We start from the raw sequence: 14026 nt of genomic DNA on the forward strand, positions 1-14026 counted from the left end.
GGGACCCGGGAAGCCACAGAGCTGGCTGATGGATGGGCCCCGGCTCCGCAGCGCACCGCCAAGGGGCGCTGCGCTGCGTCCGGGGGACGAGACTGTTTCACTCTTTCGCCTTCTCATGTGCCCGCAACTCGTCGACCAGCACCCGCACGTTCTCCGAATAATCGATCGGGATTGAGACCAGATGCACGCCGCCTTCCCTGAAAGCCGCGTCGAGCGTCGGACCAAAACTGTCGATGCTCTCGATGCGATGGCCCTTGGCGCCATAGGCCTTCGCGTAGAGCACGAAGTCCGGATTGCCGAACGTCATGCCGTAATCCGCAAAGTGATCGACGGCCTGCTTCCAGCGGATCATGCCGTAGGCGTTGTCCTCCAGCACCAGCACGACCAGATTGAGCTTGAGGCGGACCGCAGTCTCCATCTCCTGGCTGTTCATCATGAAGCCGCCGTCGCCGGCGACCGCAAGCACGCGGCGGTCGGGATAGAGCATCGCGGCCATCATTGCCGACGGCAGGCCGGCACCCATGGTCGCCAGCGCATTGTCGAGCAGCAGCGTGTTGGCGACGCGGGTGCGGTAGTTGCGCGCAAACCAGATCTTGTACATGCCGTTGTCGAGCGCGACGATGCCGTTCTCGGGGATCACCTGGCGGATGTCGTGCACGATCCGCTGCGGCGTCGGCGGCCAGCGCGCCTCGGTGGCGCGATCGGCGATGTGAGCAAGGATTTCCTCCCGCAACGGCAGCAGCGCTGCCGCCTGCGGCAGCTTGCCTTCGAGCCGATCGGCCAGCAGCTCCAGGCTCGGGCCGACATCCCCGACGACCTCGGCATCCGGAAAGTAGACCTGCTCGACGCTGGCCGAGGTATAGCTGACGTGTATGACCTTCGGCCCTGACGGTCCCATGATGAAGGGCGGCTTCTCGATCGGGTCGTGGCCGATCGCAACGATCAGGTCAGCGGCGTCGATGGCGTCATGGACGTAATCGCGCTCCGACAGCGCAGCCGTGCCGATGTAGAGATTGGTGCCGCCGGGCACGGTGCCTTTGCCCATCTGCGTCGTGAAGAACGGAATGCCGGTGCGTCGCACGAAACTCGCAATGCCGTGGGTCGACCGCGGCCGGCTGGTCGCCGCACCCATCATCAGCAGCGGGCGCCTGGCCGCCATGATCATCTCGGCGGCGCGGTCGAGCGCCGCACGATGGGCGACCGGGATCTCGATCGGATGGACCTGGATCACGGGGACCGCAGGCACCTCGTCGCCCGCGATGTCCTCGGGCAGCTCGAGATGCACCGGCCCGGGCAGCTCCTCCATGGCGACGCGAAAGGCGTCGCGCACCACGGTCGGAATGCTGGAGGCGCTGACGATCTGCCGCGACAGCTTGGTCAGCGGCTTCATGGTCGCCACCACGTCCACGATCTGGAACCGGGCCTGCCGGCTGCTCATGATCGGCTTCTGGCCGGTGATCAGGATCATCGGCATCGCGCCGAGATGCGCATAGGCGGCGCCGGTCGACAGGTTGAGCGCGCCGGGGCCGAGCGTCGACAGGCAGACGCCGGGCTTGCCGGTCAGCCGCCCGTGCGTGGCGGCCATGAAGGCCGCGGCCTGCTCGTGGCGGGTCAGGATCAGCTCGATCCTGGAGGCGCGCAGCGATTCGACCAGATCGAGATTCTCTTCGCCGGGAATGCCGAAGATGCGATCGACGCCCTCGTTCTCCAGCGCGGCGACAAACAGGTCCGATCCTTTCGTCTTGCGTTCCTGCCCGCTCATGCCGCCTCCCGCCCATGCTCGCTGCCGTGTTCCACGGCAGTCGGCAGATCGTAGCGGCTCGCGGCTTCGGCACAACTCACAAAGAAAGGCGCGGCCGGATCAACCTCGTCATGGCGCGCGCAACGAGGCGGTACGGACCAGCGGCTTCCTCCACGCTTCATCGCGGCGGCGGGCCGCCAGATTTCCCCACGCGATTGACAGGCCAATGTCTCTGACTATAGTCAGATATCATGCTGGACCCGATCTCGCGCGTCCGCCGCTTCAACCGTGCCGTCACGTCCGCCGTCGGTGCGCTCGACAATTCCTTCCTCGGGCGCAGTCGGCCGCTTGGAGCGGCGCGGGTGCTCAATGCGATCGGGCACGGGCGCTCGGACGTGGCGGAAATCCGCGACTATCTCGGTCTCGATTCCGGCTTGATGAGCCGGCTGCTCCGCAGCCTCGAGGACGAGGGGCTGATCGAGACCACCGCGCGCGAAGACGATGCGCGCCGGCGCATGGCAAAGCTGACGCGGGCGGGCCGTCGCGAGTTCGCGGCCTACGAGGCGCTGTCGAACGCGCAGGCGGAAGGCTTCCTCGCGCAACATTCGCAGCGCGAGGCGCTGCTGGCGGCGATGGACCTGATCGCCTCCGCGCTGACGCGCGAGCGCGTGGCGCTGGAAGAGATGGATCCGCGGTGCGAGGAAGCGCGCTACTGCCTCGGCGAGTACTATGCCGAGCTCGGCCGCCGCTTCAAACACGGCTTCGACGTCTCATTGTCGCGCGACCCCGACGCCAAGGACATGCGCCGGCCGCGCGGCACATTCCTCGTCGCGATGTCGGACACGCTGCCGATCGGCTGCGTGGGCTTGAAGGGAACCGATCACGGCTATGCCGAGATCAAGCGGCTCTGGGTGGCGCCTGCCGCGCGCGGATTGCGGCTCGGCCGCCGCCTGATGGATGCGGCCGAGAGCGCGGCGCGGGAACTCGGCATCGCGCTGCTGCGGCTCGACACCAACAGCGCGCTGCCCGAAGCCGGTCAGCTCTATCGCAGCACGGGTTGGCGCGAGATCCCCCGCTTCAACGACGATCCCTATCCGGACCTGTTCTTCGAAAAGCGGCTGTGAGCTGGACCGGTTCGCGATCCCGGTACGTTATGGTCGAAGCCGCAGGAGCTTCGCTATGAGAAGAGACGAGCTTGCCGCCATCTATCGCGACTACATCGGCTGTCTCAATCGGCGGGACTGGCCGGCTCTCGGACAATTCGTGCATGAGAAGGTCGTCCACAACGCGCGGCCCCTTGGGCTGGCCGGCTATCGCGCGATGCTGGAGCGGGACGTTCGGGAGATCCCGGATCTGCAGTTCCACATCGAGACGCTGATCCCCGATCCTCCCCGCATCGCGGCCCGGCTGAAGTTCGATTGCACACCAGCCGGAACATTCCTGGGTCTTGCGGTCAATGGAAGGCGCGTGACCTTTTGCGAGAACGTGTTCTACGAATTTCAAGACCGAAGGATCCGGCAGGTCTGGTCGGTGATCGACAAGGCGGCGATCGAGGCGCAGCTCTGACGCCCCGCCTCGATCCGGAACTCACGCCGCCGCCGGCGCCGCCTCGCCTTGCGGCTTTGCGAATGGGCGGAACGTCATCGCCATCAGGAAGGCACCCAGGCCCATCGCCCAGGAGGCGATATAGAGCCAGGCATAGCTGGAGAAGGCGTCATAGATCAGGCCTCCGGCGAGCGGGCCGGTGGCCATGCCGAGGCTGCCGGCCATCGCCGTGCCGCCGATCACCGTACCCATCATCTTGAGCGGAAAGTTCTCGCGGATGAGCACGGCGTAGAGCGGCATGGTGCCGGCATAGATGAAACCGAAGATGGCGCCGACCGCATAGAACGTCGTGAGCTGATGCGCGAAGACGTAGGCGAGCGCGCCGAACGCCTGCAGCAGCAGGCCGGAGACCAGCACGCGCTTGGCGCCGAAGCGGTCGCCCATCAGGCCGAAGGCGATGCGTCCGCCGAGGCCGGCAAACCCCTCGATGCTGTAGATCGTCACCGCCGCGACCAGCGGGATGCCGCAGCTCACGGCATAGCTGACGGTGTGGATGATCGGGCCGGAATGGGTCGCGCAGCAGAAGAAATTGGTGGCAAGCAGAATGAGGAATTGCGGCGAGCGCAACGCTTCGCCCATCGACATCTCGCTTTGCGCTGCGCCCTCGCCCGCCGGCGCGGCCGCGGCCTGCGCGAGCGCCGGCGGACGGCGCACCAGGAACGAGACCGGGATCATGATGGCGCCGACCACCAGCGCGACGATCTGCATCGAGGTGCGCCAGTCGTGGCCGGAGACGAGCCAGGCCGCCAGCGGCGACATCGTCATCGGCGCCATGCCCATGCCGGCGGAAACCAGCGACACGGCGAGGCTGCGATTTGTGTCGAACCAGCCGGTGACGGTCGCCATCATCGGCGCGAAGATCGCCGCACAGGCGGCGCCTACCAGGAGGCCGAACACGACCTGGAACACGAGGAGCGAGGTCGCGTGGCTCGCCGCGAACAGGCTGAGCGCAAGCACGGTCGATCCCGTCAGCACCACCGGCAGCGGCCCGAACCTGTCCGACGCCGTGCCCCAGGCCATGCTAGTGAAAGCCATCGCCAGAAAGCCGATCGTCATCGCGCTGGAGATGCCCGTCACCGACCAACCGGTGTCCTTTGCGATCGGCTGCAGGAACACCGGCAGCGAAAACATGCCGCCGATCGCGACGCAGCCGAGCAAACCGCCGGCGGCGACGATCACCCAGCGATAATTCGAAGAAGGCATTTCGGTCTCCGGTCAGATCTGTCTCGCCTGGAAGACGAACAGGAACTGTGCCGACCGACAGGCTGATGCCATTTTTTGTCGTAGGGTTTCCCGACCCGAACAAAACACGAAAAACAACCCCATGCACAGTAGCGGGCCCTCGCGAGATCAATGACTTGCGAGAACGGTCATCTCGGCGGGGCCACGATTGACACGTCGGGCAAAACACCGGGACGATGGCATCGTCCCATGAGAGCATCGCGCTCAGATGAGCGAATTTGGACGGCCCGTTCGTGCACACGGACGATACCCCGGCCCGCGCTCAATCCACCGCCAGGACAACCTTTCCAAACCCGCCGCCGCGCTCCACGCTGCGATGGGCATCGGCGGCGCGCTCGAGCGGAAACACCCGGTCGACCAACGGTTTCAGGCCTCCCGACGCGAACAGCGGCAAAAACCCTTCAGCGAAACGTCGGACCATCGCCCGCTTCTCGTCCATGCCTCGAGATTTCATGACGGTGCCCACCAATCGCAAATGGTTGTGGAGCAGCAGATTGAGCGGAATCGAGGTGGCGTGCTGGCCGCTCAAAATACCGACCTGAACCAGGATTCCGCCTGGCCGAAGGCTGCGAAGGTTGCGCGGCAGGTAGTCGCCGCCGACGAAATCGATCACGGCGTCAACGCCGCGATGATCGGTAAGCCTCGCGACAACGCCTTCAAAATCGTCGGCACGATAGTCGATCACAGCGGCGGCGCCGATGCTGCCGACGTCCGCCAACCGCGAAGCGCTCGCCGTTGCGTAGACGGTGGCGCCCAGCGCATGGGCGACCTGCACGCAGGCGGAGCCGACTCCGCCCGCGGCACCGTGAACCAGGACGGTTTGACCTTGCCCGACGCCTGCAACATGTGAAACCGATTCGACGGCCGTGACGAATGATTCCATGATCGCCGCGCCCTCGACGAACGAGAGATTGCCGGGAATCCCGATCGCCATGCGACGGTCGACCCGGGCGAATTCGGCATACGCCCCTCCGCCGACGATCGCCATCACACGCTGCCCGATCGAGACGTCGTCGACTTCGCTGCCGACGCCAACGACTTCGCCGGCCAGTTCGAGGCCAAGCAGGGTGCTCTCGCCAAAGCTCTGGTTGCCGTAGGCGCCGTTTCGCTGGAGAATATCCGCGCGATTGACGCCTGCCGCCTTCACACGCACCAGCAGGTCGTGGGGACGAATCTGCGGCCCGGGCACTTCGGCCAGGCGGAGAACCTCCGCCGGACCGAAGCCGTCATAGACGATGCCTTTCACTTTGCCTGCTCCTGTACATGGGCCTTGGCGCGCCGCGCGATGCTGGCGGCGAACAACGGCGTCTCGCGGCGATTGTGGTCGCTTCCGGCCGCTTGGCGGGCGTTGGCGGCGTCTTCGAAGGAAATGCCGTGCTTGTCCAGGAATGCCATGAAGACGTCGGTCGGATGTGCCGTGACGCTGTTCGTATAGCGTGTGCGCCCGTCATCGATGGCTTCGGCCTTCAGCTCCCAGATCACGTTGACCTGGGTCCGGCCATTTGTCGTAAACACGTCCGAGATTGAATTCATGCGGCAGTAGGTCTTGCCGGCCTCTTCCGCGACGTAGTGTTGGATGACCAGCCCGGTGCCGATCTGCTCGACGTTGATCATCATGCGGCGTCCGTCGTCTGTGGTGCTGACACCGGCCGCAATGTGATCAGGCGGGCAGCAGCGCAGATATTCGGCTTCGGAGAGCGTGAACAGCCATTCGGCGATGTCCACCCGGTCGAGCGGCACATCAATGACCGCGGTATAGGCCGATTGCGACAGGATGCGATCGAGAACCTTCATGATAATCTCCTTCCATTCAATGGCTTAGGCCGATAAGGCCCGCCTTCGAGAGAGGAGATACGGCCTTTGAGGGTTGATGATAATGAACGTTGAGCTCGAAACCCTTTTGCGAAAGGCGCAAAGATGAAAGACCCGCGTTTTGCGGAACATCTGGCCATCTATGTTGACGTGGTTCGTGGCAGGAGCTTCTCCAGCGCCGCACGTCATCGCGGTGTGACACCCTCGGCCATCGTCAGGCAGACCGACGCGCTGGAGCACAGCGTCGGGGTGCCCCTGCTGGTGCGCTCGACCCGCGCGCTCGCGATGACCGACGCCGGAGAACGACTGTTCGAACGCGCACAGCGGTTACTCGACGACCTGGCCGACACGCACGCCGAGATCGCCGCTTTCGATGGTGCGGTCACCGGCGTTCTTCGCCTTGCCTGCTTTCCCACCTTTGGCAAGCGCTACGTGATCCCCACCCTGGAAACGGTGATGCGGGATCATCCCGGCCTCACGGTCGAGCTCGATCTCACGGAAAGGCTCGCTGATCCCGTGCTGGAGCGGCTCGATGCCGTGATCCGGATCGGCGAACTTGCCGACAGCACTCTCATCGCGACCAAGCTGGCATCGCAGAACAGGATGCTGGTCGCCGCTCCCGCCTATCTTGATCGTCACGGCACACCGACCGAAGCGAAAGACCTCACCGGCCATCGGCTGATCGACAAATTGCACGGCGCCGACCTGCTGGGCTGGACGGACGTGCTTGGTCACCCCGCGGGCGCAGCGCCCGGGCCGCAAGCCGTGTTTCGGTGCGACGACTTCGAAGCGATGCGGCTCGCGGCGCTCGCCGGCATCGGCATCGCATTCCTGGCAGACTGGGTTGTCGGGACGGATGTCCGCGCCGGTTCATTGACACGAATCCCGCTCGACGACGAACGGTGAAATGAGGCGAAGGCCGGCGTCTATCTGTTGCGTGCCCTGGTCCAGCCGTCAGCCAAACTGACGATCCTGACTGCCGCCTTGCGGGATTCAATCGGGTCGCCGCCGGTGTGGGCTTAGTTGCCAACGCCAATGACATCATGACCATCCGCCCCATCATCAGTGCCTGAAATTGCAGGAGACCCCTCCATGCCAAAGATCGACATTGCCGTCGTGCCGGCCCGCAAGGGCTCCGGCTACCCCGCACCATTCGATGCTGCCTGTGCCGAGCGCATCCGGCAGCGGCTCGGCGATGCCGGGGGCTTGTCGGATTTCGGGGTCAACCTGATGCGCCTGCCGCCGGGCGGCTGGTCGAGCCAGCGGCACTGGCATTCGCACGAGGACGAATTCGTCTACATCCTCGATGGCGAGGTGACGCTGATCGAGGATGGCGGCGAAACCGTGCTGCGCGCCGGCGATTGCGCGGCCTTCCCCAAGGCAAGCGGCAACGGCCATCACATGATCAACAGGTCGAATGCGACGGCTGTCTATCTCGAGGTCGGCTCGCGCTCGCAAGCCGACCTCATCACCTGCTCCGACATCGACATGATGAGCCCGGCATCCGACGGCCGCTTCCTGCACAAGGACGGCACGCCTTATCCGGACGCGTGAAGCGTCTGGGAGCAACGCCTCACATGGCCGCGCTGCGGCGCCACGTGCTGACGGTGAGCCAGGCCGCCGAGACCAGGAAGTAGAGCGCGCCGACCGCAGCATAGCCCGCGACGTTCGCGATCGATGGCACCGCAGGCATCGAGGCCTGAAAGATGAAGAAGCCGCCCGCCAGCGCCGACTGGCCACCGCTGAGCACCATGGCCCATTGCGCGCCGAAACGCCTCCAGCGCCGCACGGCCGTGCCGAGCTGGAGCAATCCGGACAGGATCGCCCATGCCCCGAAGATTCCGAGCACCCAGTTCATGCTCACCTGCAAGGCCAGGATGACCGCGATGGTGGTCGCCAGACTGACCAGCACGTTCACGCCCTGCGTGCGGTTCTGGTTCAAGCCGCCGCTGGAGAGCGCGTCGAGATAATTGGCGGCTGCGTCCCAGGCCGGATAGGCGACGAGCAACGCCGCTGCGATCACCGCGGACGTTGGCGCGATCACGAAGGCCGCAATGACCCAGGCGACGGAAAACGCGGCACGCAGGAAGTAGTATTGCTTCAGCCATTGCGCCTGGTCGGCCGCCTCCAAAGCGAGCTCACGATCTTTCATTTCTTTTCTCCTTACCTACTAGTTGGTAGTTTGCATAGAATGCGGAAACGTCGTGCCGCCCTGACCGGCATGGCCTGTGTCGATCTCGTCAGTGCCTGGTGGAAAGCCGGTCCAGCAGCGGCCGGGTGATGGTTCCGAACATCTTGGGATCGCCATAAGCGCGCGCCGACAGCATCGCGCCGTGAACGGTCGCCATGAATCCCTCCGCCTCGACCCGTGGCGTGCTGGCGAGATGGAGCCGTCCTTGCCGCTTGCCGCGCTCCAGGACCGATGTCAGCCAGGATGCCAGGAAACGGAAGTGCGCGCGGACTTCGAGCGCCACCTCCTCAGGCAGGATCGGAAGCTCGCTGGCCAGGAGCGCACAGACGCAGAAGGGAGCCGTCGCATCCTTGATGCACGCCTCCCAATACCCCACGTAGTTCCTGAGCTGGTCGGCGGGATCAGTGACATTGCGTTCGAGCGCCGACAACCCCGCCTGGGCCTCCTCGCGATAGCGCGACACGAGGGTGCGGACCAGATCGACCTTGCTGGCGAAATGGTGGTGAACGCTCGGCTTGCGGATGCCCACGACATCGGCGATGTCGGCGTAACTGAAGCCATTATAGCCACCCGCGATGATCAGCGTGCGGGCGCAGGCAAGAATGTCGTCGGCGGTCGAGGAAACGGTGCTCATGGCGCCTAGCTACCTTCCAGTAGGTAGGCAGTCAAGCCGGGATGCTTCAATGATCCGTGAGTGAGTGGTAGGAGCCTGCATGACCATCCGCCCGATCGTGCGCTATCCCGACCGCCGGCTCGCGCTGCCGGCCCACCCCGTCAGCGCCTTCGACGGCGGCTTGCGCGATCTCGCGAACGACCTGCTCGAGACCATGCGTGCCGCGCCCGGCATCGGCATCACCGCGCCTCATATCGGCGTGCCCTTGCGAGTCGTGGTGCTGGAGCTCGACGCCAAGGACGGCGCGCGCACTTACGTCAATCCGGAAATCACGTGGGCCTCGCCCAAGATGATCCTGCACCGCGAGGGCAGTGTCTCGATGCCTGGGGTCACCGACGAGGTGCAGCGCCATGCGCAGGTGCGCATCAGCTATCAGGATCTCGATGGCAATATGCAACATGAGGAATCGGACGGCTTGCGCGCGGTATGCCACCAGCACGAGATCGATCAGCTCGACGGCATGTTCTGGCTCCAGCGGCTGTCGCGGCTGAAGCGCGAGCGGCTGGTGAAGAAGTATGAGAAGATGTCGCGGGGCTCGTAGGGTGGATTAGCGATAGCGTAATCCACCAATCAGAGCGCGGCCTAACGAGGGAACGGTGGATTACGCCGGCGGACTGCGCTTCGCGCAGCCTTCGGCTAATCCACCCTACACGCTCAGATCATCCCGCGTTGCCGGGTACGGGCGTGTTGAGCAGCTGCTGCTCCCACAGGAACGCGATGCCGCTACCGCCGGCATGTTGGGTGATCACCTTCGTCAGCGCGGCAGCTTGATCGGTCCGAGCCCAGTCGCGCTGCCATTCGGCGGCGAGCGCCAGCCAAGTCATCATGTTCACGCCCGCCGCGATCATGCGCTGGATTGCGACCTGGTGGGCCTCCACCGAAACGGCGCCAGAGGCGTCGGTGATCACCGTTACATCCCAGCCTTCGCCACGGGCTTGAATAGCCGGCATCGCAACGCAAACTTCGGTCCACAGGCCGGCAATGATGAGCTGCTTGCGGCCCGTTGCCTTGACTGCGTCCACAACCTTTCGATCCTCCCAGGTGTTGATGTACGTCCGGTCGATGACTTCCTGGCCAGGGAAAACGTCCGTGATCTGAGGGAAAAGGAGACCTCCCCGTTCAGCGATCACCGTGGTCAGGATCGTGGGAACGCCGAAGGCTTTGGCGGCCTTGGCCAGACCGGCGGTGTTGTTGATCACCATCTGCGGTTCATGGCTGTTCACGTTCGCAAGCTGGTAAGGCTGGTGGTCGATCAGAACGAGCACCGAATCTTCGGGACGAAGAAGCGAAGCAAGGCCGTTACGAAAAGTCATCGTTGCATCCTTTACTGCCGTCGTGAGCGGCACTGGTTTTTCGAAGACGTACGCCAGCAGGGACGTAGCCGACGCGGAGATTGGTGTTCCCGGACGCGACACGGTAGTCTCGCAGTGAGGTACACCGTGTCGCGGAACGAGGGACGCTGAATTGGATATTGAAGACATACGGACGTTCGTCGAAATCGCCGACGCCGGGGGAATCTCGTCCGCCGCGGCCCGGCTGGGCGTCGCCAAATCGATCGTCAGTCGTCGGCTGCTCCGGCTTGAAGCGGAACTTGGCGTCCAACTGCTTGCAAGAACGACCCGCGGGGCTGCGCTCACGGAAGCCGGCGTCACTTTCCGAGACCATGCCGCCAGAGTCAGCGCCGAGATCGACGCAGCGATGGAGGCAGTTCTACCCGCCGGAGACTTGCGCGGCCGCTTGCGAGTTGCAGTGCCGCTTTCTTTCGGCCCGATCCACTTCGCGCCCATCCTTGCGGAGATGGGCCGGCGCCATCCCCATCTTCAGATCCAAACCTGCTACAGCGACCGGTTCGTCGATCTCATCGCAGAAGGATATGATTGCGCGATAAGAGTTGGCTATCTTCAGGACTCCGATCTGATCGCAAGACGCGTCGGACCCGTCTATGGGAAGCTTGTCGCGAGCCCGGACTACATCAGGGCCCATGGGTCGCCTGAATCGCCTGAGGAACTCCTCACCCATGAAGCCCTCATGCAGGGCACCGAAGCGTGGCAACTCATGGATGGCGACAAGATCGTCACGGTTCGTCCGCAGGGGCGCTTCAAGGCCGACAACGGCACAGCTCTGGTTTTCGCTGCGCTGGCAGGACTTGGAATCGCCTATCTTCCCGACAGGCTCACCCATGAATACGTGACCTCCGGCGCGCTCGTGCCGGTCATGACACGATATCCCCCGGCTCCGGCGGGTGCCTATGTGATCCGCCCGCCGGGCCAGCATCCCGCACGCAAGATACGGGTCCTCACCGAGTTGCTGATCGAGTATTGCGAGCCGGCTCCGCAGCCCGCGTAACCTCGCTCATCACTCCCAATTCGCGATCACCTCAAGCTCTTTTCCCGCTCCTTTTGGTGAGCGGCGCGTTGCGACGCTCACGTTTGCCGCGCGCGATCTCGGTTGCCAGCGCGTCCAGCTTCGGCTCCCAGAAATTCCTGAACTGACCGATCCAGGCATCGACCGCTTGCAGCCCCGCCACGTCGACCGAATAGAGGCGCCGCTGCGCCTCCGCCCGAACGGTTGCGAAACCGCTCTCTCGCAGCACCTTGAGATGCTGCGAGACCGCCGCCTGGGTAATCCCGAATTCGGCCCCGATCGCTTCGACGACCTCGCCGGACGCCATCTCCCCGGGCGCAAGCAGCTCGAGGATGCGACGGCGCACGGGATCGGCTAGGACTTCGAAGGCGTGCATCAGCTTCCTGTGCCGGGATGTGCGATGCCCGGCGGCATCTCACCGCGATAGAACGCAATGGTTCGGTCCGAGCGCTGCTTCGCCGTGTCGGGATCGACCCCGCTCGCGACATGCGCCGCACGCCAATATTCGCCACTTGCCGTCATGAAGTCCTTGCCCTCGGGCGAGACCATCCAGGCCTCGGCCGTCTCGTGGTCGACCGACGCCCCGGTCGCAAGATATCGCTCGAGTCCCGCAAGAGCGAGGTCCCAGCCGATGCCCACCGCACCGGGGCCGAACTGATTCCAATGATCCTCGATGATCGCGGTGTGCTCAAGCGTCAGGCGCGCCTGGCTTCGTTCTGCGCTCAGCTTGACGTCGATCCAACTCGTCGCGCCACCGAATTCCCATGTCGCCGCGAAATGCGTCGGCGGCGTACACGCCGTAATGGTGCCGCCCGCATTGCCCTTGAGCTGGTACTTGCCGCCGAGTTGGAGGTCTCCCTCGACCGGCAGAAACCAGCGCGGGATGCGCTCCCTGCTGGTCACGGCGTCCCAGAGATCGTCGAGGCCGGTGTCGTAGAGACGCGTCAGCGTCACCGCGCTGGCCGGCTTCCCGTCCTTCTCAAAGCTCCTCACCGAGCGCGTCACAAGCCCCAAGACCCTGGCGACGTCGATCTGCATTGCGCTTCTCCCTGTTTCTTTCGCAGATGAATATCAATCGCTACTAATATAAGTCAACACTTATATTAAGCCGCGCCGCTGCGTCAAACCGCCTCGTGAGGCGATGCGAACAAAATGCCTGCCCAGGCGTCTATCGGTGCCCACCCCACCAGCGCGCACAAGACGGAATGAATTCATGAAAGTTCGCAAATTCGCCATCTCCGATGCTTCGCTCGAGCGCTCGCCGGGACAGGACGGCGATATCTTCGTCGGCAACCTGGTCGACCAACGTCACGGCGGACCGATCACGATCGGCTTCGCGCGTTACGCACCGAACCAGACTCTCGAGGAGACGATGAGCGTCGACGATGTCATGATCGTGCTCGCGGGGAAGCTCTCGGTCACGAGCGACGGCGACACCGTCAGCGCGGGTCCCGGCGAGATCGTCTACATGCCGAAAGGTGAGATGGTCACGATCCGCTCGCATGAGCAAGGCGCTCTCACGGCCTACGTCACCCATCCGCATTGGCAGGAGGCGCGCGAGTGAGGCGCGGGCCCGCCCGCGCCCCATCCTGACGCGGAACTGGTGGTTGCGCCTTCCCGTGCTCCGCCTGCCTAGTCGGTGCCTGCGAACGCACGCATCAGGTTCGGCGTCGACCACGTTGCAACGCCCGTGCCGGCAAAGTCGCGATCTGTCGTCCACACGTCAGCCTCGACGCTCCAGGCCAGTGCCAGCACATGGGCGTCGCGCTCAGAACCGTTGCGACTCGGCACCGCGTCACGAAGCGTCTCTTCGCATCGGGCGAGCAGAGGCTCCAGCGCGGCCACTGGAACGATCGTGAGCAACTCCACGAGCGCGTCGAGCACCTCGATCAGCTCAGGTCGCTTCAATCCCAGCGTGATGCGCCGCCGCGCTTCCTGGACCACGCGGTCCGTCGTCACGAGGATCGCGCCTGCAGCAGCCCTCGAGAGCGCGCCCGAGCTTCGGCCCCGCACGGCGGCAATCAAAATGGCGGGATCGATGACAATCGTGGCCGGCGGCCGTCTCATGCCTTCGACTTGGCCGTCAGAGCCTTCACGGCCGAGACCGACCAATCGACCGGATCGACGTCGCCGAATTCAGCCAGCGCGGCGTCGTCCGCGGCCACGTCGCGCCGCTTCGCGAGCTTCTCGGCCCGCGCCAGCACCGCAGCAAGCCGATCCGGATCGGTTGCCCTGAGAGGGATGAGCAGCCCGACGGTGCGCTCTCCCGATTTTACAGGCGTCGGACCGGGCAAGGCGCCAATCGCCTCGCCGGAGATCTTCTGCAGATCGCGAATGCTGATGTGGCTCATAGCTCCTTACATACACCCATATGTAACAGCTTGCAAGGCGATCGCGC

The 14026-nt window shown here is 64.5% G+C and carries 18 protein-coding genes; 7 read left to right on the top strand and 11 right to left on the bottom strand.

Translation table 11 applies throughout. The features are described 5' to 3' along the window. Positions 1 to 97 precede the first annotated feature (97 nt). Positions 98 to 1762 carry an acetolactate synthase large subunit gene (locus EDE08_RS25425; RefSeq protein ID WP_131871499.1) on the bottom strand — a complete coding sequence of 555 codons (1665 nt, stop codon included), beginning with the start codon at positions 1760 to 1762 and terminating at the stop codon, positions 98 to 100. Between the two features lie 230 nt (positions 1763 to 1992). Here EDE08_RS25425 and EDE08_RS25430 point away from each other — a divergent pair, with 230 nt between their 5' ends. Together EDE08_RS25430 and EDE08_RS25435 are read left to right on the top strand one after the other, a co-directional pair. Next, positions 1993 to 2865, top strand: a complete 873-nt coding sequence (locus EDE08_RS25430) for a bifunctional helix-turn-helix transcriptional regulator/GNAT family N-acetyltransferase (protein WP_131871498.1) — start codon at positions 1993 to 1995, stop codon at positions 2863 to 2865. 55 nt (positions 2866 to 2920) lie between these two features. Continuing rightward, positions 2921 to 3307, top strand: coding sequence for an ester cyclase (locus EDE08_RS25435; RefSeq protein ID WP_131871497.1), 387 nt, complete (start codon positions 2921 to 2923; stop codon positions 3305 to 3307). 21 nt (positions 3308 to 3328) lie between these two features. Here the strand turns inward: EDE08_RS25435 and EDE08_RS25440 are convergent, their stop codons facing one another. The 3 genes from EDE08_RS25440 to EDE08_RS25450 all read right to left on the bottom strand — a co-directional run bounded on the left by EDE08_RS25440 (position 3329) and on the right by EDE08_RS25450 (position 6382). Then, positions 3329 to 4549, bottom strand: a complete 1221-nt coding sequence (locus EDE08_RS25440) for an MFS transporter (protein ID WP_131871496.1) — start codon at positions 4547 to 4549, stop codon at positions 3329 to 3331. Positions 4550 to 4850: 301 nt separating this feature from the next. Beyond that, on the bottom strand, positions 4851 to 5834 hold the full coding sequence (locus EDE08_RS25445; RefSeq protein WP_131871495.1) for an NAD(P)H-quinone oxidoreductase: 984 nt from the start codon (positions 5832 to 5834) through the stop codon (positions 4851 to 4853). Further along, on the bottom strand, positions 5831 to 6382 hold the full coding sequence (locus tag EDE08_RS25450) for a hypothetical protein (RefSeq protein ID WP_131871494.1): 552 nt from the start codon (positions 6380 to 6382) through the stop codon (positions 5831 to 5833). Before EDE08_RS25450 ends, EDE08_RS25445 begins: the two co-directional genes overlap by 4 nt. Before the next feature lie 123 nt (positions 6383 to 6505). Between EDE08_RS25450 and EDE08_RS25455 the strand changes: the two genes are divergently transcribed. Then, entirely contained in the window at positions 6506 to 7306 is an 801-nt protein-coding gene (locus EDE08_RS25455; protein ID WP_245524885.1) for a LysR family transcriptional regulator, read from the top strand. 186 nt (positions 7307 to 7492) lie between these two features. Next, entirely contained in the window at positions 7493 to 7954 is a 462-nt protein-coding gene (locus EDE08_RS25460; RefSeq protein ID WP_061876736.1) for a cupin domain-containing protein, read from the top strand. Between the two features lie 19 nt (positions 7955 to 7973). Here the strand turns inward: EDE08_RS25460 and EDE08_RS25465 are convergent, their stop codons facing one another. Both EDE08_RS25465 and EDE08_RS25470 read right to left on the bottom strand, forming a co-directional pair. After that, complete coding sequence (locus tag EDE08_RS25465; protein WP_131871493.1) at positions 7974 to 8552, bottom strand: DUF308 domain-containing protein; 579 nt, start codon at positions 8550 to 8552, stop codon at positions 7974 to 7976. Between the two features lie 88 nt (positions 8553 to 8640). Further along, a complete protein-coding gene (locus tag EDE08_RS25470; protein WP_131871492.1) occupies positions 8641 to 9225 on the bottom strand; it encodes a TetR/AcrR family transcriptional regulator in 585 nt (194 codons plus the stop codon). Between the two features lie 79 nt (positions 9226 to 9304). On the opposite strand from EDE08_RS25470, the gene EDE08_RS25475 reads away from it, so the two are divergent. After that, the gene (locus EDE08_RS25475) at positions 9305 to 9805 is read left to right on the top strand and encodes a peptide deformylase (RefSeq protein WP_131871491.1); all 501 of its coding nucleotides are present in this window, start codon (positions 9305 to 9307) and stop codon (positions 9803 to 9805) included. A 118-nt stretch (positions 9806 to 9923) separates the two neighbouring features. Here EDE08_RS25475 and EDE08_RS25480 read toward each other — a convergent pair whose 3' ends face one another. Next, entirely contained in the window at positions 9924 to 10577 is a 654-nt protein-coding gene (locus EDE08_RS25480; protein WP_131871490.1) for a hydrolase, read from the bottom strand. Positions 10578 to 10728: 151 nt separating this feature from the next. Between EDE08_RS25480 and EDE08_RS25485 the strand changes: the two genes are divergently transcribed. Next, positions 10729 to 11610 carry a LysR family transcriptional regulator gene (locus tag EDE08_RS25485; protein WP_131871489.1) on the top strand — a complete coding sequence of 294 codons (882 nt, stop codon included), beginning with the start codon at positions 10729 to 10731 and terminating at the stop codon, positions 11608 to 11610. 31 nt (positions 11611 to 11641) lie between these two features. Here the strand turns inward: EDE08_RS25485 and EDE08_RS25490 are convergent, their stop codons facing one another. Together EDE08_RS25490 and EDE08_RS25495 are read right to left on the bottom strand one after the other, a co-directional pair. Continuing rightward, entirely contained in the window at positions 11642 to 12004 is a 363-nt protein-coding gene (locus tag EDE08_RS25490; RefSeq protein ID WP_131871488.1) for an ArsR/SmtB family transcription factor, read from the bottom strand. Next, positions 12004 to 12666, bottom strand: a complete 663-nt coding sequence (locus tag EDE08_RS25495; protein WP_131871487.1) for an SRPBCC family protein — start codon at positions 12664 to 12666, stop codon at positions 12004 to 12006. Before EDE08_RS25495 ends, EDE08_RS25490 begins: the two co-directional genes overlap by 1 nt. A 175-nt stretch (positions 12667 to 12841) precedes the next feature. Here EDE08_RS25495 and EDE08_RS25500 point away from each other — a divergent pair, with 175 nt between their 5' ends. Next, entirely contained in the window at positions 12842 to 13192 is a 351-nt protein-coding gene (locus EDE08_RS25500) for a EutQ-related cupin domain-containing protein (protein ID WP_131871486.1), read from the top strand. 68 nt (positions 13193 to 13260) lie between these two features. Here the strand turns inward: EDE08_RS25500 and EDE08_RS25505 are convergent, their stop codons facing one another. Both EDE08_RS25505 and EDE08_RS25510 read right to left on the bottom strand, forming a co-directional pair. Next, positions 13261 to 13695, bottom strand: coding sequence for a PIN domain-containing protein (locus tag EDE08_RS25505; protein ID WP_131871485.1), 435 nt, complete (start codon positions 13693 to 13695; stop codon positions 13261 to 13263). After that, positions 13692 to 13979, bottom strand: a complete 288-nt coding sequence (locus EDE08_RS25510; protein WP_131871484.1) for a hypothetical protein — start codon at positions 13977 to 13979, stop codon at positions 13692 to 13694. Before EDE08_RS25510 ends, EDE08_RS25505 begins: the two co-directional genes overlap by 4 nt. Between the last annotated feature and the right edge of the window lie 47 nt (positions 13980 to 14026).

Origin of the sequence: Bradyrhizobium sp. R2.2-H (genome assembly GCF_004346455.1) — a bacterium.
GTDB classification, from domain to species: Bacteria; Pseudomonadota; Alphaproteobacteria; order Rhizobiales; family Xanthobacteraceae; genus Bradyrhizobium; species Bradyrhizobium diversitatis.